We start from the raw sequence: 16,232 nt of genomic DNA, 5'->3' as shown, positions 1-16,232 counted from the left end.
CACTTGCTGTTCGCCGGCTTTTGCCGGCGAAACACGACGAATCGGCGCCCCAGCACTTTGAATTCAAGTATGCAAGAGCGACGCCAGACTGCATTCCGGGAGACTACGGCCGACGAAAGTATGGGAGCGCGAACCGCAGCGCGCCACGCACGGCAGGTCGCCTGCTCGTGCGCGCGGCCAGCTTCGGCGCAGCTCGATCAGCGGATCGCCGCAGCGGCCTCGGGGACCAGCGGCGGCGCACTTCGCGAGGCCGCCTGCAGCGCGCATTCGACGAACCGGCGCGGCAGCAGCGAGGCGTTCGAGCGCATCGCCACCAGCATACGGCTCTCCGCATCCGGCGTGTCCAGCGCTTTGGCGACAACGTTCATGACGCCAGCCTGCTGGTAACAGGATGGCAGGATCGAAAGTCCGATCCCGGCGGCCACGAGGCTGAGCACCGTGCGCAGTTCATGAGCTTCCTGCGCGATCCGCGGCGCAAAGCCGGCGCGCCGGCACAACATCGCCGCCTGGTCGCCGACGCCGCAACCGCTCTCGGCCATGCCGACGAATTCGTGCTCGGCGAGGTCGGCAACGCTCAACTTGCAGGGCGCGGCGGCGAGCGGATGATCGATCGGCAGGAACACCATCAGCCGATCGCGCCAGACGACATGAACCTGCAGATCGGCCGCGGGCCGGAAATCCAGCGGCGGCCGCATGATCGCGACGTCGAGCTCGGCGTCAGCCAGCGCCTGCAGCTGCTTCGCCGTCGACATGTGCCTGAGCTCGATCTTCACCCGCGGATAGCTGCCGCGGAAGCTGCGGAACAGTTCGGCGAACATATCGAGCATCGGAACCGAGTCGGTAAAGCCGACACGAACGGCGCCGGCCTCCCCGCGCGCGGCGCGGCGCACGGTCTCCGACGCAAGGTCGAGCTCGCTGACGGCCCGCCGTGCGTGCTCGAGCAGCAACTGGCCGGCCTGGGTGAGCTCGACCGCACGCCGCGTCCGAGACAACAGCTGGGTGCCGAGCTCCTCTTCCATCGCCTTGATCTGCGTGCTCAGCGGCGGCTGGCTGACGTGCAGCCGCTTGGCGGCGCGGCTGAAGCTGAGTTCTTCGGCCACCGCGATGAAGTAGCGAAGCTGCCTGTAATCCATCGCTTATTCCGTTTCCCTATAAGTGACGGGTCAAAGCGGTATTTGACCTCCCACGGCCGTTTCCCGATCTTGGCGGCAAAACGCCGATGCTCCAAGGGGCAACACGCGCAGCCGGTCAGCCATGCGAAATCGCCGCGAATAACAGGCGCTCCGCCCGGTTCGGATCACAAGCGCGAGAACAAGAAGCAAGGGAGGATTCCAATGGGCCAAGCGTCCGTCAGCGAGCTCGAACAGCAAACCATCCGCCGGGTCTATTGGCGGCTGATCCCGATCCTCTTCGTCATGATGTTCTTCAACTATCTCGACCGCATCAATCTCGGCTACGCCGGGCTGACGATGAACAAGGACCTCGGCCTCAGCCCCGCGATCTTCGGCTTTGCCGCCAGCATCTTCTTCCTCGGCTACATGGTGCTCGAGGTGCCGAGCAATCTGATGCTGCACTGGCTCGGGGCGCGGATCTGGCTGGCGCGGATCCTGATCACCTGGGGCCTCGTCGCCACGCTGACCGCCTTTGTCTGGAATCCGCTCAGCCTCTATGTGATGCGGTTCGGCCTCGGCATCGCGGAAGCCGGCTTCATGCCCGGCGTGGTGCTGTATCTGACCTACTGGTTCCCCGCACGCTATCGCGCCCGCGCGGTCGCCGGCTATATCATCGCCGGCTCGTTCTCGGCCGTGCTTGGAGGGCCGATCTCGACCAGCATCATGACCTGGTTTGACGGCACGTCCGGCCTGCACGGCTGGCAATGGATGTTCATCGCCGAAGGCGTGCCGACCATTCTGCTCGGCCTGTTCACGCTCTATTATCTGACCGAGCGTCCCGCCAAGGCGAGTTGGCTCACCAAAGAGCAGGCCGCCTGGCTGGAAGGCGAGCTCGCCACTGAGCGGGCCGAGATCGAACAACAGGGGCAGCACAGGTTGATCGAATGCGTGCTCGATATCAGGGTCTGGCTGCTGGCGGCGCTGTTCGGCTGCGCGCTGGTCGGCATCTATGGCCTGCTGCTGTGGCTGCCGCAGATCATCAAGGGCATGGGCAATCTGAGCAACATCGAGGTCGGCTTCCTCTCGGCGATCCCGCCGCTACTCGGCGTCGTCGGCACCATCGTGGTGAGCCGCAGCTCGGACAAGACTGGCGACCGCAAGTTTCATCTTGCGGCCGTCTATCTGCTCGCCGCCGTCGCCATGCTCGGCAGCGCCTATGTCGCGAGCCCGGTGCTGGCCTTCGTGTTCCTCTGCATCGTCGGCTTCAGTCTGAACGCCGGCAATCCCTTGTTCTGGAGCATCAACGCCTCGCTGCTGACCGGCGCGGCCGGCGCCGCCGCGATCGCCATGGTCAACACGCTGGCGCAGTTCGGCGGGCTGATCGGCCCGTGGTGCATCGGCCTGATCAAGGACTCCACCGGAAGCTTCTCCTGGGCGCTGGTCGGCATCGCCGGCTTCCTGTTCGTCGCATCCGCCATCGCCGCCACCATGCGCGTCAAGCCGCGCGAGACGGAATTGACGGGCGCGATCCCGTCAACCGTCGCACACTGACAACCCTGCCAAGGGGAACAACAAGGACGCAACCATGATCATCGATTGTCACGGCCATTACACCACCGAGCCGGCCAAGCTGCAGATCTTCCGCGACAAGCAGCTCGCCGGCCTCGCCGACAAATCACGCCGGCCGCTCACCACCAATCTCGGCATCACCGACGACGAGATCCGCACCAGCGTCGAGGGTGCGCAGCTCCGCCTGCAGAAGGAGCGCGGCACCGACGTCACCATCTTCTCGCCGCGCGCCGCCGGCATGGCGCATCATGTCGGCAAGGAAGCAACCAGCCGTGAATGGACCACGATCTGCAACGACCTGGTGCACCGGGTCTGCGCGCTGTTTCCGCAGAATTTCGTCCCCGTCTGCCAGCTGCCGCAGAGCCCTGGCGTCAAGCCGGCCAACTGCATCGAGGAGCTCGAGCGCTGCGTGACGCAGCTCGGCTTCGTCGGCTGCAACCTCAATCCCGATCCCGCCGGCGGCTACTGGTGCGATCCGCCGCTGACCGACGAATGGTGGTATCCGCTGTATGAGAAGATGGTCGAGCTCGACGTGCCCGCGATGGTTCACGTCTCTTCGTCCTGCAATCCCTGCTTCCATGGCACCGGCGCGCATTACCTCAACGGCGACACCACCGCCTTCATGCAATTCCTGACCTCCGATCTGTTCAAGCGCTTCCCGACCCTGCGGTTCATCATCCCGCATGGCGGCGGCGCGGTGCCCTATCACTGGGGCCGCTACCGTGGGCTGGCGCAAGATATGAAGCTGCCGCCGCTGTCGGAGCATCTGCTGAAGAACGTGTTCTTCGACACCTGCGTCTATCATCTCCCCGGCATCGAGCTGTTGACCCGGGTGATCCCGGTCGAGAACATCCTGTTCGCGTCCGAGATGGTCGGTGCGGTCCGCGGCATCGACCCTGAAACGGGACATCACTTCGACGACACCCGCCGCTACATCGACGCGCTGCCGCTGAGCGCGGCGGACAAGGCCAAGATCTTCGAAGGCAACGCCCGCCGCGTTTATCCGCGCCTCAACGCCCATCTCGACCGCCGCGCGCACTGAACGACCGCGCCGACAACACACCGGAGAACACCGATGGCCATAGGATTTGCAATTCACAAGGCGAAGCGGAACGTGTCGCCCGACCTCGTCGCGCGCTACCGCACGCTGCCGGTCGCCAATATCAGCGATGTGATGTCGCGGATCGCAGGCACCAACCGGCTGCGGCCGATGCATGCCGGCGGCTGGCTCGGCGGCCCGGCGCTGACCGTGAAGACCCGGCCGGGCGACAATCTGATGGTGCACAAGGCGATCGACCTGGCCCAGCCGGGCGACGTCATCGTGGTCGATGCCGGCGGCGTCCTGGTCAACGCCATCATCGGCGAGATCATGTCGACGCTGGCCGAGAAAAAGGGGGTCGCGGGTTTCGTGATCGACGGCTCGATCCGCGATGCCGGCGCGATCCGCGCCGGATCGTTCCCTGTGTTTGCCGCCGGCGTCGCCCATCGCGGCCCTTACAAGGACGGCCCGGGCGAGATCAATTGCGCCATCTCGATCGACGGCATGATCGTCGAACCCGGCGATCTCATCGTGGCTGACGATGACGGCGTGCTCTGCGTGCCCCATGACGACGCCGAGGCCGTCTGCAAGCTGACCGAGGCCAAGAAGGCGACCGAGGAGAAGGCCATCCAGCAGATCCTCGCCGGTACCAGCGACCGCCGCTGGGTCGATGAAGCCCTGCAGCGCCTCGGCTGCGAGTTCAAGGACTGATCTGCCACCGCTACCCGGCAGGCGGGATGCCTGCCTCTTGGGCATAAGTCTCCGTAAAACCGGCGAGAATCACCGCCGCGCGAACGGTTGGCGCGTCCGTCGACCAGCATCGGGAATTTTTCCCGATTGCAGATGGAAAAGAATCCCGGACCTCCGGGACACATCTTGTTTGCCAAAGCCAAGGCGCTCCCGCAGTCTCGAAGCCAAGGTTCGTCGGGGATAAAAGCCGAACCGGGACAACAGGGTGGGCGTTATGGCTGGTGCGTTGTTGCGTGCAGCAACACGGTTTTGGTCTGGTTCGGTCACGACGCGCGGCGCTGCGGCCATGCTCACAGCCATCGGCGCCGCGGCGCCGCTGACGACGGTGCAAGCCCAGACCCCCGCCCCGACCGAACTGCCGCCGGTCACCGTGATTGCCCCCTCGCCGCTTTCGGGTACGCGCAGCATCAAGCCCGCCTCCCGGCCGGTGGTGCGGACCTCGCGAACCGCCCGAACCCGGGCCGCGCCGGCGCAAACCGCGGCGGCGCCCGAGGGCGGAACCGGGGTCCCGGGCCCCTCCGAGCGCGATTCGAGCCTGCTCGATCGCGACAAGATTCCGTCCAACACCGAGGTGCTGACCTCGGCGGATTTCAGCCGCAACTATTCGACGAACTTTCTCGACTCGGTGAACCGCAAGCTGCCCGGCGTCACGCTGACCGACCAGACCGGCAACCCGTTCCAGCGCAATCTCGACTATCGCGGCTTCGTCGCCTCGCCGGTTCAGGGAACGCCGCAGGGCATCGCGGTCTATCAGAACGGCGTCCGCATCAACGAATCCTGGGGCGACGTGGTCAACTGGGATTTCATCCCGGAAAAGGCCATCGACCGGGTATCGCTGGTGCCCAACAACCCCGTGTTCGGCCTCAACGCGATCGGCGGCGCGCTCAGCATCCAGATGAAGAACGGCTTCACCTATCAGGGCGTCGAGGGTGAAGTGTTCGGCGGCTCCTTTGGGCGCGTGCAGGGCAGCGTGCAGGCCGGCGGCCAGAAGGACAATATCTCGGCCTATGCGGCGTTCGAATCCGCCTACGATCGCGGCTGGCGCGACTACGCCAATTCGTCGCACGTCAACCGCATGTATGTCGACATCGGCGCGCGCAACGACGACACCGAATTCCACGTCAATTTCACCGGCGCCAGCAATCTGCTCGGCAACGTCGCCGCAACCCCGGTCGAGATGCTCAACCAGCGCTGGTCGAGCGTCTACACCTGGCCGCAATCGACGATGCTGCAGCTCGCCTTCGTCAATGCCACGCTGAGCCATAATTTCTCGGACACCTGGTCATTCCAGGGCAACGCCTATTTCCGCGGCTTCCGGCAGACTCATGTCGACGGCAACGGCACCGACGTTGCGCCGTGCGACGATCCCACCACCTTGTGCATCGGCGACGGCCTTCCAGTCTTCGGTCCCGCGGACGGTCCCGCGACCCCGAACACGCTGGGCAACGCTTTCCTTGGCGAACTCGATCGTAACCGGGCTGCGACCAACAGCTTTGGCGGCACCGCGCAATTGACCAACTCGGATCAGCTGTTCGGACACGACAACCACGTCGTCATGGGCGTCAGCGTCGACCATGGCAACACCAAGTTTACTGCGACCAGCGAGCTCGGCACCGTCGACCAGAATCTGTTCGTGACCGGCACCGGTGTCTTCATCAACCAGCCCGACGCCGGCCTCAGCCCGGTCGACCTGCGCGCCACCAACACCTACACCGGCGTCTACCTCACCGACACGTTCGACGTGACGAACAGATTCTCGGTCACCGCCGGTGGACGATTCAACTATGCCCAGATCGACCTGCAGGACCAGACCGGGACCAACGATCTGCTCAACAGCAGCAATCGTTTCCAGCGCTTCAACCCGGTAATCGGCGGCACCTTCAAGATCACCCCGAACCTCACCGCCTATGCCGGCTATTCGGAGGCCAATCGCGCACCGACGCCGCTGGAGCTCGGCTGCTCCGATCCCAACCATCCCTGCATGATCGACACCTTCCTGGTGGCCGACCCGCCGCTCAAGCAGGTGGTATCGCACACCGTCGAGGCCGGCCTGCGCGGCAGCTGGGGCCGCGACGCCAGGACCGGCATGCTGAGCTGGGGCCTGGGCGTGTTTCACACCCTGTCCGACGACGACATCATCCAGGTGACGAGCCCGCTCGGCGTCAACAATTTCGGCTTCTTCCAGAATGCGGGGCAGACCCTGCGCCAGGGCATCGAGGCCAAGCTCGACTATCGCATCGATCGTTGGAACGCTTACGCCAACTACACCTATGTCGACGCGACCTATCGAAGTGCGGTTACACTGTCTTCGCCGAACAATCCGAATGCCCTGACCAACGATGCCGGCGCGCAATTCGTCAACGTCATGCCGGGCGACCACATCCCGGGCATTCCCGCGCACCGCTTCAAAGCCGGCGTCGACTACAACGTGACAGATGCGTGGAAAGTCGGCGCCGACCTCAACGTCGTGGGCAGCCAGTGGATCATCCACGACGATACCAATCAGAGCCCGAAGGTGCCGGCCTATTCCGTCGTCAATCTGCACACGTCATATCAGCTCACGAAGAACATCGAGGTGTTCGGGCTGATCAACAATGTGTTCAACCAGCGCTACTATCTGAGCGGCGCTTTCTATCAAACGGGCGGCTTTGCCAGCGCCGGCGGTCTGCCCAATTTGATGGCGCAGCTGAGCGATCCCCGCACCTTCGTGCCCGGCATGCCGCTCGCCGCCTATGCCGGCATCAGGGCGAAGTTCTAGTCCTAGAGGAAATCTCGTTCGCTAATTGTCGAGCCACAGGCTCGTTGCACCTCCCCCGCTAGCGGGAGAGAGCGCGCAGTTCCTTTCGAGGGAACAGCTCGACTTCCATCAAACGACTACGCCACCGTCCCGCCGTCGACCGGCATCGCGATGCCGGTGACGAACGAGGCCTTGTCCGACAGCAGGAACACCGCGACCTCCGCGATCTCCTCCGGGCGCGCGGCCCGGCCCATCGGATTGCGGGTCACCGCGGCCTTGATCAGTTCCTCGGGGTCGGCCTCGTTGTGGCCCGGCTGGTCCGGCCGGTTGACGAACACCCGCAGCATCGGCGTGTCGATCGCGCCAGGGCAGATCGCATTGACGCGCACGCCGTCCTTGGCGTGACGCTTGGCGAGCGCCCGCGCGAGACCGATCACGCCGGCCTTGGCCGCCGAATAGGTCGGGCTCCACGGCGAGCCGACCAAGCCCGAGGTCGATGCGGTGAACAGGATGCTGCCCTTGCGCCGCGCCGTCATCTGCCCGAGCGCGGCGTTGGTGGTGATCAGCTGCGAGCGCAGATTGAGATCGACGCTGAGATCCCAGCCTTCCAGATCGTCGATGACAGACGGACCGGGAATGCCGAGATGATTCCAGACGCAATCGAGCGCGCCGAACTCCTTCACGGTCGCAGCAACGATATCGCGCGAAAACTTGTCGTCGCGCAGATCGCCGGCCAGCGCCAGCGCACGTCCACCGCCGTTTTTGATCTCTTCGACCACCGCTTTCGCGGCGGCCTCGTTCTGGTCGACGACCGCGACCGCTCCGCCCTCGCGTGCGAGAATGAGCGCGCCGGCGCGGCCGGCGCCTGATGCTGCGGCGGTGACGAGTGCGATCTTGCCTTGCATATCCATGGTTCGATCCTGACTGTGCTCGCGAGCTCGAGCCTTCTTGGTTCTGGTTGAAGTTCTGGTTGGATCAGGATCGCAACGCTGTGGTCTTGCGCTGACGCGCTACCGTCAGGCTGGGGGCCTCGCGCTAGCGGCCGCCGAACAGAACCGGTGACTGGCCGGGCAACAGCTGCGAATGGATGTCGCTGTCCATGCGCTCCGCCCCTTGTTGGGTGAAACCGGCGCCGAACGACAGGGTGACATTCGAGGTCGGGCGGAACTCCAGGCCGGCGCGCGCCGTGTATCCGGCGTTGACGCCGGGATTGCCGCTGAACGGCGCCAGCGGGCCGCCGGCGCCGGGGGGATTGTATTTCAACGAGTCGAAGCCGGCGAAGAACGTCACCGGCGTATCACCGACGCCCTTGAAATTGTAGCCGACCTGCGCGCCCTGATATTCGAGCGAGCCGAACGCCGCCGATTGACCGAGCGTGTTCCAGCCGACGCGGCCGCCTTCGCCGCCGATGAACCAGCCATCCGGACGGCCGTTCAGATACGAGAAGTCACCGCCTTTCGGGGCGGTGGCGTCAAAGCCCGGAAAGTTTCCGTAGGTGTCCGCCTTCTGGCCATCGGCTAGGCTGCCGCCGAAGCCGAACAGCGAGCCCGGCGTCCAGTAGCGCACGGGTCCGGCCTGGGCGTTGGCCTGCTGGGCGCCGAGACAGAGCACCGCGGCGATGATGGCGAGACCGGATTTGCTTGCGAAGATCGACATTCGGGAGACCGTCACTTGTGCCCGCGAACTATACCCTTCGGACGTCGACTACGCCAGCGCGCCGCTTCGGCGCGACGACCCCGCCTCTTGCCAATCGCGCGGTCACCCCTTATGTACACGCCTCCTTTTACAGAGCGAGCGACCCAGGTTTCCAACATGCGGCAGTCACAGCGAGCAGCAGTGCTGATGACGGGAGGGCTAATGCCCTCGTCCGCCGCTATTCCGTTTTGGACCTGACCCAACGTCACACCTGACATGTGAGGCAGCCCGGAGCGGAAGCGGCTCCGGGCGCCGAACGAGCTCTCGCGGTGCCTCGAGTCGTGCAAACCAGCACGGGAGCTCGAACACCACAGGTGTCCCATGGCCAAAGAGAAGTTCCTCCGCCTCAAGCCCAACTGCAATGTTGGTACGATCGGCCACGTGGATCATGGCAAGACGACGCTGACGGCAGCGATGACGAAGGTTTCGGCCGATCACGGCTGGGGCGCGTTCGTCTCCTATCAGGACGTTGCCCGGGCGTCGGCAGCGCAAGGTACGCGTGACGATTCGAAGATCCTGACGATTGCGACGAGCCACGTCGAGTTCTCGACGGCGGCACGCCACTACTCGCACGTCGACTGCCCGGGCCACGCCGATTATGTGAAGAACATGATCACGGGCGCGGCGCAGATGGACGGCGCGATCCTGGTCGTCTCGGCCGTCGACGGACCGATGCCGCAGACGCGCGAGCACATCCTGCTCGCGCGCCAGATCGGCGTGCCGCGCATCGTGGTGTTCCTGAACAAGTGCGACGTCGCTGACGATCCGGAGCTGGTCGATCTCGTCGAGATCGAGGTGCGCGATCTGTTGTCGAAGTACCAGTACGACGGCGACAACGCGCCGGTCGTGCGCGGTGCGGCGATGGCCGCGCTGCGCGGCGAGCACGGTCCGCTGGCGGATCAGGCGATCCTCAAACTGTTCGAGGCGCTCGACAGCTATATCGAGCTGCCCGAGCGGCCGAAGGATCGTCCGTTCCTGATGCCGATCGAGGGCGTGCAGTCGATCGCCGGGCGCGGCACCGTCGTGACCGGGCTCGTCGAGCGCGGCACGGTCAGGATCGGCGACGAGGTCGAGATCGTTGGCCTCGGCGAGACCAAGAAGTCGGTCGTAACCAGCATCGAGAGCTACCGGAAGATCCTCGACCAGGGGCAGGCCGGCGACAATGTCGGCTGCCTGCTGCGCGGGGTCGACAAGGCTCTCGTGCAGCGGGGTCAGGTGCTGTCGCATCCGGGTGGTGCGTCGCCGCACCGGACCTTCCGTGCGGAAGTGTACGTGCTGACGAAGGACGAAGGCGGACGGCACACGCCGTTCTTCGCCAACTATCGTCCGCAGTTCTACTTCCGGACCGCCGACGTCACCGGCATCGTTCAGCTCGGCAACGGCGCCGAGATGGTGATGCCGGGCGACAGCGCCGAGTTCACGATCGAACTCAACAAGCCGATCGCGCTCGAAGCGCGGTCGCGCTTTGCGATCCGTGAAGGCAACCGCACCGTCGGTGCCGGCGTGGTCACCGCGATCGTAGAGTGAGGCATGGGGGCGCGGCGCGAGCCGGGCCCCCATTTTTCCAACGTCGCGATGTTGCAAAATCGTCCGATCGCCTGGAATTTGATCGCATTGCCCGGCAATGCGGATTGACAGGCCGACGCGTTTTCGAAACTGTGCGACACCGCGTCGCAGGCGCCGTCCATCGGTCATGTGACCTCCCGACGCGGAAATGGCGTCGTCATGAAGTGGTTTCGTTCGAACATCAGGCACGGGGCTCGGCTGGCGCTGCTCGCGCTGTCGATCCAGTTCGTGCTGTCGTTCGGCCATTTCCATGCCATCACGTCGGCACAGGCGACGACGTCACCAGCGGCGTATGTCGAGAACACCTCGCACAACGCACCTTATTCCAATCCTGATACCGATCAGGCCGCGGACCTTTGCGCGATCTGCGCCGTCGTCGCGATGGTCAACTCGGCAACGCCGGCACCGGCGCTGCCACCCCTGCAGCTGCCGGATGCCGCAGCTCTGCTCGCCTGGCACATCGACAATCATGCGGCCCCGCTCGACATCGGCCGGCTGCACTATCAGCCGCGCGCGCCTCCGATCTCCTGACCTCCCTGCACGAGTGAACTTCGAACGCGGCCACATGTCGGCTGCCGTTTGAGCAACGGGGAATTTCGCCGTCGCGCATCGACGGCGGGCTCGACCGCGTCCTTCACTGAGGATCCGGATCGCAGCCTCGTGAGATCGAGAACCAACATGTCAGGACATATCAAACGACGCGCCGCTGCCGGCGCAGCATCGCTTTTGGTCTACGGGATCAACGGCGCCGCATTCGCGCAGACCAGCGCGCCGACCACCGAACTGCCCGACATCACGGTGACGGCGCCGCAGCGCCATACTGCGCCACCAGGACCGAACAAGCCGAAGACGCGCGTTGCGACCGGCACCGGTCACCGCGCGCGCAGAACCGGCGCGGTATCGGCGACGCCGGAATCTCCGGAGCAGACCGAGGCGCAAGCCATCGCAAGCCAGAACACACGGCTCGACCAGGCCCGCGCCGCGTTGCTGGCACCGACCGGCGCCAACAGCTACCAGATGAGCCGGCAAGCCCTCGAGGCGCTGCCACAGGGCACCAACACCACGCTGGACAAGGCGCTGCTGCAGGTGCCCGGGGTCTCGCAGGACTCCGCCGCAAGCGGCGAACTGCACGTGCGCAACGAGCACGCCAACCTGCAATACCGCATCAACGGCATCATGCTGCCCGACGGCGTTGGCGCCTTCGGCCAGATCATCGACACCGGGATCGTCGGCAGCATGGCGCTGATCACGGGCGCGCTGCCCGCACAATATGGCCTGCGCACCGCCGGCGTGCTCGACATCCAGACCAAGGCCGACGCCTTCAACAATTCCGGCAGCATCAGCGTCTATGGCGGCAGCCACGGCACCTTCACCACCAGCGTCGACTATGGCGGCACGATCGGGCAGACCCAGTACTATATCTCCGGTCGCTATTTCGGCAGCGATGTCGGCATCGAGAACCCGACGCCGGCCTATAGCGCCATCCACGACCGGACCGACCAGGAGAAGGGCTTTGCCTATGTCTCGACCGCGATCGATCCGACCAGCCGGCTGACCTATATCGGCGGCGTCTCCAACGGCGCCTATCAGATCCCCAACAATCCGGGCCAGACGCCAGCCTTCAACGCCTACGGCGTCTCGAACTTCGATTCCGCGCTGCTCAACGAGCGGCAACAGGAGTTCAACCAGTTCAACGTCGTGGCCTATCAGAAGGCGGGCGACGGGTTCGATTACCAGGTCGCCTATTTCAATCGCTACAGCCAGTTGCACTTCATGCCCGATCCGATCGGCGATCTCGTCTTCAACGGAGTCGCGTCGGATGTGTACCGCCAGAGCTTCATCAACGGCATCCAGGAGGACACCTCCTACCGGCTGGGCTTCGCGCACACGCTGAAGTTCGGCGTCGCGTTCAGCGCCGAGCGCTCGCTGGTCAACAACGGGTCGACCGTGCTGCCGCTCGACGGTTCCGGCAACCCGGTCGATGCGCCGCTCTCGGTGTTCGATACCAGCGCCAAGACCGGATATCTGTTCTCCACTTACATCGCCGACGAGTGGAAGATCACCAACCAGCTGACGCTCAACGCCGGCCTGCGCTTCGACCAGATGTGGCAATATGTCGATGCCAACCAGCTGAACCCACGGATCAGCCTGACATGGAAACCCTACGACGGCACGACCATCCATGCCGGCTATGCCCGCAACTTCACGCCGCCCGAGCAGGTGCTGGCGGCCCCGACCAACCTCTCACTGGTGCAGAACACGACGGCGCAGCCGGCGACAACCGCCAATGACCCAGTGCTGCCGGAGCGCTCGCACGTGTTCGACATCGGCATCACGCAGAAAATCTATGCGATCCCCGGCCTCGAGGTCGGCATGGACGCCTATTACAAGATCGCAACCGATCTGCTCGACGACGGCCAGTTCGGCCAGGCCTACGTCCTCACCGCCTTCAATTACGCAAAGGGCACCAATGAAGGCGTCGAGCTGACGGCGCGATATGATCACGACAATCTGCATCTCTACGGCAATGTCGCGATCGCAAGACAGGTCGCCACCCAGGTCGTCTCGAACCAGTATCTATTCGATCCGGACGAGCTGGCCTACATCGCCAATAATTACGTCAACACCGACCATGCCCAGACGCTGACCGCATCGGTCGGCGGCTGGTATCAATGGCGCGACACCAAGTTCAGCGCCTCGATGATCTACGGCTCAGGCTTGCGCGACGGCTTCGCCAACATCGGCACGGTGCCGCCCTACACGCAGGTCAACCTCGGCGTCTCGCACGACTTCAACATCGTCGCGCCGAACAAGCCCACCACGCTGCGCTTCGACGTCGTCAACCTGTTCGATACCGTCTACCAGATCCGCGACGGCTCCGGCATCGGCGTGTTCGCGCCGCAATACGGCCCGCGCCGCGGCTTCTACGCCGGCATCACGCAGAAGTTCTGACCAGGCCAGGGCGCGCTGCATCAGGCGCGCCCGCCGTGCCGGCTCACAATTCGGCGACCAGCTGGACCAGCTGGTCCCGCAACCAGACATGGGCCGGGTCGTGATGGTAGGACGCATGCCACAGCAATGACACCGTGACGTCCTTCACCTTCACCGGCGGCGGACTGAGGCTGAGCCCGAGATCGGCGGCGAAGCGGCGCGCCAGCCGCGCGCCCATGGTGACGATCACGGGCGCCTGCGCCACCAGATACGGCACGGTGAGGAAGCGCGGCGTGGTCAGCGCAACGGACCGCTGCAGGCCGAGTTCTTCGAGCGCCTCATCGACGGAGCCGCGCACGGTGCGCCCCGGCCGCAGGCTGGTCAGCACATGCGGAAGCCGGATGTAGTCCTCGAGCGAGATCGGCGGCGTGATACCCGTCTTCTCCGCATTGAACATGCAAAGGAAGCTCTCGGTGAACAGCAGGCGCTGCTTGTGATGCAATTGCCCTTGCTGGATCGGCCCGTAAGAGAGCGCGAGATCCACGTCGTCGGCGTCGAGATCATCGAGCAGCCGGGACGTATCGACGTTGTAGAGCCGCAGGTGAATGCCCGGCGCGATCTCGCGCATGCGCGCCAGCAGGCGCGGCACGATCAGGATTTCCATACTGTCCGACAGGCCGAGCCTGAACGTGCGCACCGCCGTGGCCGGATCGAACGACTGGTCGCGCAGCAACACCGCCTCGACCTGTGCGAGCGCGGTCCGCACCGGATCGACGAGGGTCATCGCGCGCGGGGTGAGGCGCATGCCATCGGCCCCGCGCGTGAGCAGCTCGTCATCGAACAGTTCGCGCAGGCGGGCGAGATTGTGGCTCATCGCGGATTGGCCGATGCCGACGCGGGCCGCCGCCCGGGTCACGCTCCGTTCGGTGAGCAGCGCATCGAGATGAACAAGCAGATTCAGGTCGACCCGACCCAAATTGATAACATCGATAGCCATTATCGATCCTATCTGTTTGATCGATGATCATAGCCTCACCATCTCCTCCGGCAAGGGAGCAGACGGGCAATCGCTCGCCGCCCAGGTTCCTACACTCAAGCCAATGGAGGATCGCATGTCGATCCGCAGCACCATTCTCGCCGCCGCCGTCACCCTCGCCTCACTTGGAGTCTCGCTTGGCGCCGCGCAGGCGCGCGGGCTCAAGCCAATCGAGGCCCAAAGCATCCATCTCGGCGACGTGTCCGGCGTCGCCTACTACACGGTCGAGCCCGACGGATATCGCGTCGTGACCACGCTCGCACAAGGCGAGGCCGGAACGCCGGTCCGCTTCGTCTCGATGCTGGCGCCCGGTGAGCGCGCGCTGCTCTCGACGCCGAACCAGGCGGGCGCAGTGGAAATCAGCCGGAGCGGCGACGGCCTGACCATCCGCAAGTCGGGCGCACTCTCCAATTAGTTGCGCGACAGCGGTCAGGGCCTCATCGACAGGCCGGATCGCTGCCTCGACGCGGAGCATTGAAAGTATTGCTCCGAGATCAATGTTTCTATTGTACCGACCAATGTACCGGACCATATCTAGGTTCATCGAACACATTGCACCGGGTGAGCCCGGTGCAAGCTGAATGGAGACAACTGAAATGGAGATCAATTATCTCGATACGTTCCTGGCATTCCTCGGAATGACCTTCGGACTGGTCTCGGTGATGCCCGGCCTGTTTTTCCAACCCAAGGCCGAAGCGAAGCGCGCGACGAGGACCGCCTCGATCCGCGGCACCAACAGCAGGCCGTGACGCGCTGCGGCTTCGGGCCCGCATTGCGCTGAAGCTCTAGCCCGCGACCAGCAACTGCTCTCTCAGCAGTGCCGTCAGCCAATCGGCAAACACCTGCAGCCGCCGCGACAAATGCTGGCGGTGCGGATAGAGCAACGTCATCGGCATCGGCGTGGCGCGATGCTGCGGCATCACCTCAACGAGCTCTCCGGCATCGAGATGTCGCTTCACGTCGTAGGCCGGAATCTGGATCAGGCCGAGACCGGCAAGGCAGCAGGCGATATAGGCTTCCGCACTGTTGACGGTGACACGGCCGCGCATCGCGATGGTGCGCGACGTGCTCTGCTCGCGCCATTCCCACTCCTCGATGCGGCCGGTGGATGGCGAGGCATAGTTGACCGCCCAATGCGCGCCGAGATCGTCGGGCGTCTGCGGCGCGCCGTGACGCGCGAGATATCCCGGGCTCGCGACATTGATCAGCGCGAGATTGCCGAGCGGCCGCGCGATCAGGCCGGAATCGCCGAGCGGGCCGACGCGCACCACACAATCGGCGGAGTCCGCGATCAGGTTGATGGCGCGATCGGTGACACCGAGATCGATGTCGATCTGCGGGTAGCGATCGAGGAAAGTCGGCAGCGCCGGCGCAATGATCAGTCGGCCGATCCGACCGGGCACGTCGACCCTGAGTCTACCAGACGGTTCGGCGGCGGCATGGCGGAACAGGGTCTCGGCCTCCTCGACATCGGCGACGACACGCAGGCACCGTTCGTAGAACGCCGCGCCATCATGGGTCGGCGACACCTTTCGCGTTGTCCGGTGTAGCAGCCGGGCGCCGACGCGCTGCTCCAGCTCCGCGACCGCAGACGAGACCGACGAGCGCGGCAAGCCCAGCGTGTCCGCCGCCCGCGTGAAGCTCGCGCATTCGACGACGCGGGCGAAGATGCGGAAGAGGTCGATGCGGTCCAAGATCGGGCCCCGATTGTTCGCCATTTCTGACAAGTGAGGTCAGAATGCACAGCTTTATCGGGAAATCCTAGACGATATCGTTGCCTCCAGAAAGCGGCCGCAC

14 protein-coding genes are annotated in these 16,232 nt (G+C 64.7%); 9 read left to right on the top strand and 5 right to left on the bottom strand.

The genetic code is table 11. The features are described 5' to 3' along the window. Positions 1-197: 197 nt before the first annotated feature. Positions 198-1,133, bottom strand: a complete 936-nt coding sequence (locus tag CO675_RS18395; protein ID WP_097673290.1) for a LysR substrate-binding domain-containing protein — start codon at positions 1,131-1,133, stop codon at positions 198-200. Positions 1,134-1,334: 201 nt separating this feature from the next. Here CO675_RS18395 and CO675_RS18390 point away from each other — a divergent pair, with 201 nt between their 5' ends. The 4 genes from CO675_RS18390 to CO675_RS18375 all read left to right on the top strand — a co-directional run bounded on the left by CO675_RS18390 (position 1,335) and on the right by CO675_RS18375 (position 7,228). Further along, positions 1,335-2,663 carry an MFS transporter gene (locus CO675_RS18390; protein ID WP_097673289.1) on the top strand — a complete coding sequence of 443 codons (1,329 nt, stop codon included), beginning with the start codon at positions 1,335-1,337 and terminating at the stop codon, positions 2,661-2,663. A gap of 34 nt (positions 2,664-2,697) precedes the next feature. Further along, positions 2,698-3,723, top strand: a complete 1,026-nt coding sequence (locus CO675_RS18385; RefSeq protein ID WP_097673288.1) for an amidohydrolase family protein — start codon at positions 2,698-2,700, stop codon at positions 3,721-3,723. Between the two features lie 33 nt (positions 3,724-3,756). Then, a complete protein-coding gene (locus CO675_RS18380) occupies positions 3,757-4,431 on the top strand; it encodes an RraA family protein (RefSeq protein WP_097673287.1) in 675 nt (224 codons plus the stop codon). A gap of 325 nt (positions 4,432-4,756) precedes the next feature. Continuing rightward, positions 4,757-7,228: a TonB-dependent receptor gene (locus CO675_RS18375; RefSeq protein ID WP_283808110.1), complete on the top strand. Its 2,472-nt coding sequence runs from the start codon at positions 4,757-4,759 to the stop codon at positions 7,226-7,228. Between the two features lie 116 nt (positions 7,229-7,344). Here the strand turns inward: CO675_RS18375 and CO675_RS18370 are convergent, their stop codons facing one another. Both CO675_RS18370 and CO675_RS18365 read right to left on the bottom strand, forming a co-directional pair. Beyond that, positions 7,345-8,118: an SDR family NAD(P)-dependent oxidoreductase gene (locus tag CO675_RS18370; RefSeq protein WP_097673286.1), complete on the bottom strand. Its 774-nt coding sequence runs from the start codon at positions 8,116-8,118 to the stop codon at positions 7,345-7,347. Positions 8,119-8,242: 124 nt separating this feature from the next. Next, positions 8,243-8,863 carry a hypothetical protein gene (locus CO675_RS18365; protein ID WP_097673285.1) on the bottom strand — a complete coding sequence of 207 codons (621 nt, stop codon included), beginning with the start codon at positions 8,861-8,863 and terminating at the stop codon, positions 8,243-8,245. A gap of 360 nt (positions 8,864-9,223) precedes the next feature. Here CO675_RS18365 and tuf point away from each other — a divergent pair, with 360 nt between their 5' ends. The 3 genes from tuf (at position 9,224) to CO675_RS18350 (ending at position 13,420) form a co-directional block, all read left to right on the top strand. Further along, a complete protein-coding gene (tuf, locus tag CO675_RS18360) occupies positions 9,224-10,429 on the top strand; it encodes an elongation factor Tu (RefSeq protein WP_097673284.1) in 1,206 nt (401 codons plus the stop codon). 198 nt (positions 10,430-10,627) lie between these two features. Then, positions 10,628-10,999 carry a hypothetical protein gene (locus tag CO675_RS18355; RefSeq protein WP_097673283.1) on the top strand — a complete coding sequence of 124 codons (372 nt, stop codon included), beginning with the start codon at positions 10,628-10,630 and terminating at the stop codon, positions 10,997-10,999. Positions 11,000-11,146: 147 nt separating this feature from the next. Beyond that, positions 11,147-13,420, top strand: coding sequence for a TonB-dependent receptor (locus CO675_RS18350; protein WP_097673282.1), 2,274 nt, complete (start codon positions 11,147-11,149; stop codon positions 13,418-13,420). Between the two features lie 43 nt (positions 13,421-13,463). Here CO675_RS18350 and CO675_RS18345 read toward each other — a convergent pair whose 3' ends face one another. Beyond that, on the bottom strand, positions 13,464-14,396 hold the full coding sequence (locus tag CO675_RS18345; RefSeq protein ID WP_097673281.1) for a LysR family transcriptional regulator: 933 nt from the start codon (positions 14,394-14,396) through the stop codon (positions 13,464-13,466). A 115-nt stretch (positions 14,397-14,511) separates the two neighbouring features. Here CO675_RS18345 and CO675_RS18340 point away from each other — a divergent pair, with 115 nt between their 5' ends. Together CO675_RS18340 and CO675_RS40600 are read left to right on the top strand one after the other, a co-directional pair. After that, positions 14,512-14,850: a hypothetical protein gene (locus CO675_RS18340; RefSeq protein ID WP_097673356.1), complete on the top strand. Its 339-nt coding sequence runs from the start codon at positions 14,512-14,514 to the stop codon at positions 14,848-14,850. Between the two features lie 181 nt (positions 14,851-15,031). Further along, a complete protein-coding gene (locus tag CO675_RS40600) occupies positions 15,032-15,184 on the top strand; it encodes a hypothetical protein (protein WP_158231268.1) in 153 nt (50 codons plus the stop codon). Positions 15,185-15,220: 36 nt separating this feature from the next. Here CO675_RS40600 and CO675_RS18335 read toward each other — a convergent pair whose 3' ends face one another. Then, the gene (locus CO675_RS18335) at positions 15,221-16,129 is read right to left on the bottom strand and encodes a LysR family transcriptional regulator (RefSeq protein WP_097673355.1); all 909 of its coding nucleotides are present in this window, start codon (positions 16,127-16,129) and stop codon (positions 15,221-15,223) included. Positions 16,130-16,232 lie beyond the last annotated feature (103 nt).

This window comes from Bradyrhizobium sp. C9 (genome assembly GCF_002532045.1).
In the GTDB taxonomy this organism is placed as follows: Bacteria; Pseudomonadota; Alphaproteobacteria; order Rhizobiales; family Xanthobacteraceae; genus Bradyrhizobium.
The sequence above is the reverse complement of the archived record's forward strand: the minus strand, read 5'-3'. Positions and strand labels throughout refer to the sequence as shown.

Coding starts and splice junctions, on each gene's coding strand:
- CO675_RS18395 (WP_097673290.1), bottom strand. CDS start 1,133: ATGGATTACAGGCAGCTTCGCTACTTCATCGCGGTGGCCGAAGAACTC.
- CO675_RS18380 (WP_097673287.1), top strand. CDS start 3,757: ATGGCCATAGGATTTGCAATTCACAAGGCGAAGCGGAACGTGTCGCCC.
- CO675_RS18370 (WP_097673286.1), bottom strand. CDS start 8,118: ATGGATATGCAAGGCAAGATCGCACTCGTCACCGCCGCAGCATCAGGC.
- CO675_RS18350 (WP_097673282.1), top strand. CDS start 11,147: ATGTCAGGACATATCAAACGACGCGCCGCTGCCGGCGCAGCATCGCTT.
- CO675_RS18365 (WP_097673285.1), bottom strand. CDS start 8,863: ATGTCGATCTTCGCAAGCAAATCCGGTCTCGCCATCATCGCCGCGGTG.
- CO675_RS18385 (WP_097673288.1), top strand. CDS start 2,698: ATGATCATCGATTGTCACGGCCATTACACCACCGAGCCGGCCAAGCTG.
- CO675_RS18355 (WP_097673283.1), top strand. CDS start 10,628: ATGAAGTGGTTTCGTTCGAACATCAGGCACGGGGCTCGGCTGGCGCTG.
- CO675_RS18390 (WP_097673289.1), top strand. CDS start 1,335: ATGGGCCAAGCGTCCGTCAGCGAGCTCGAACAGCAAACCATCCGCCGG.
- CO675_RS18345 (WP_097673281.1), bottom strand. CDS start 14,396: ATGGCTATCGATGTTATCAATTTGGGTCGGGTCGACCTGAATCTGCTT.
- CO675_RS18375 (WP_283808110.1), top strand. CDS start 4,757: ATGCTCACAGCCATCGGCGCCGCGGCGCCGCTGACGACGGTGCAAGCC.
- tuf (WP_097673284.1), top strand. CDS start 9,224: ATGGCCAAAGAGAAGTTCCTCCGCCTCAAGCCCAACTGCAATGTTGGT.
- CO675_RS40600 (WP_158231268.1), top strand. CDS start 15,032: ATGGAGATCAATTATCTCGATACGTTCCTGGCATTCCTCGGAATGACC.
- CO675_RS18340 (WP_097673356.1), top strand. CDS start 14,512: ATGTCGATCCGCAGCACCATTCTCGCCGCCGCCGTCACCCTCGCCTCA.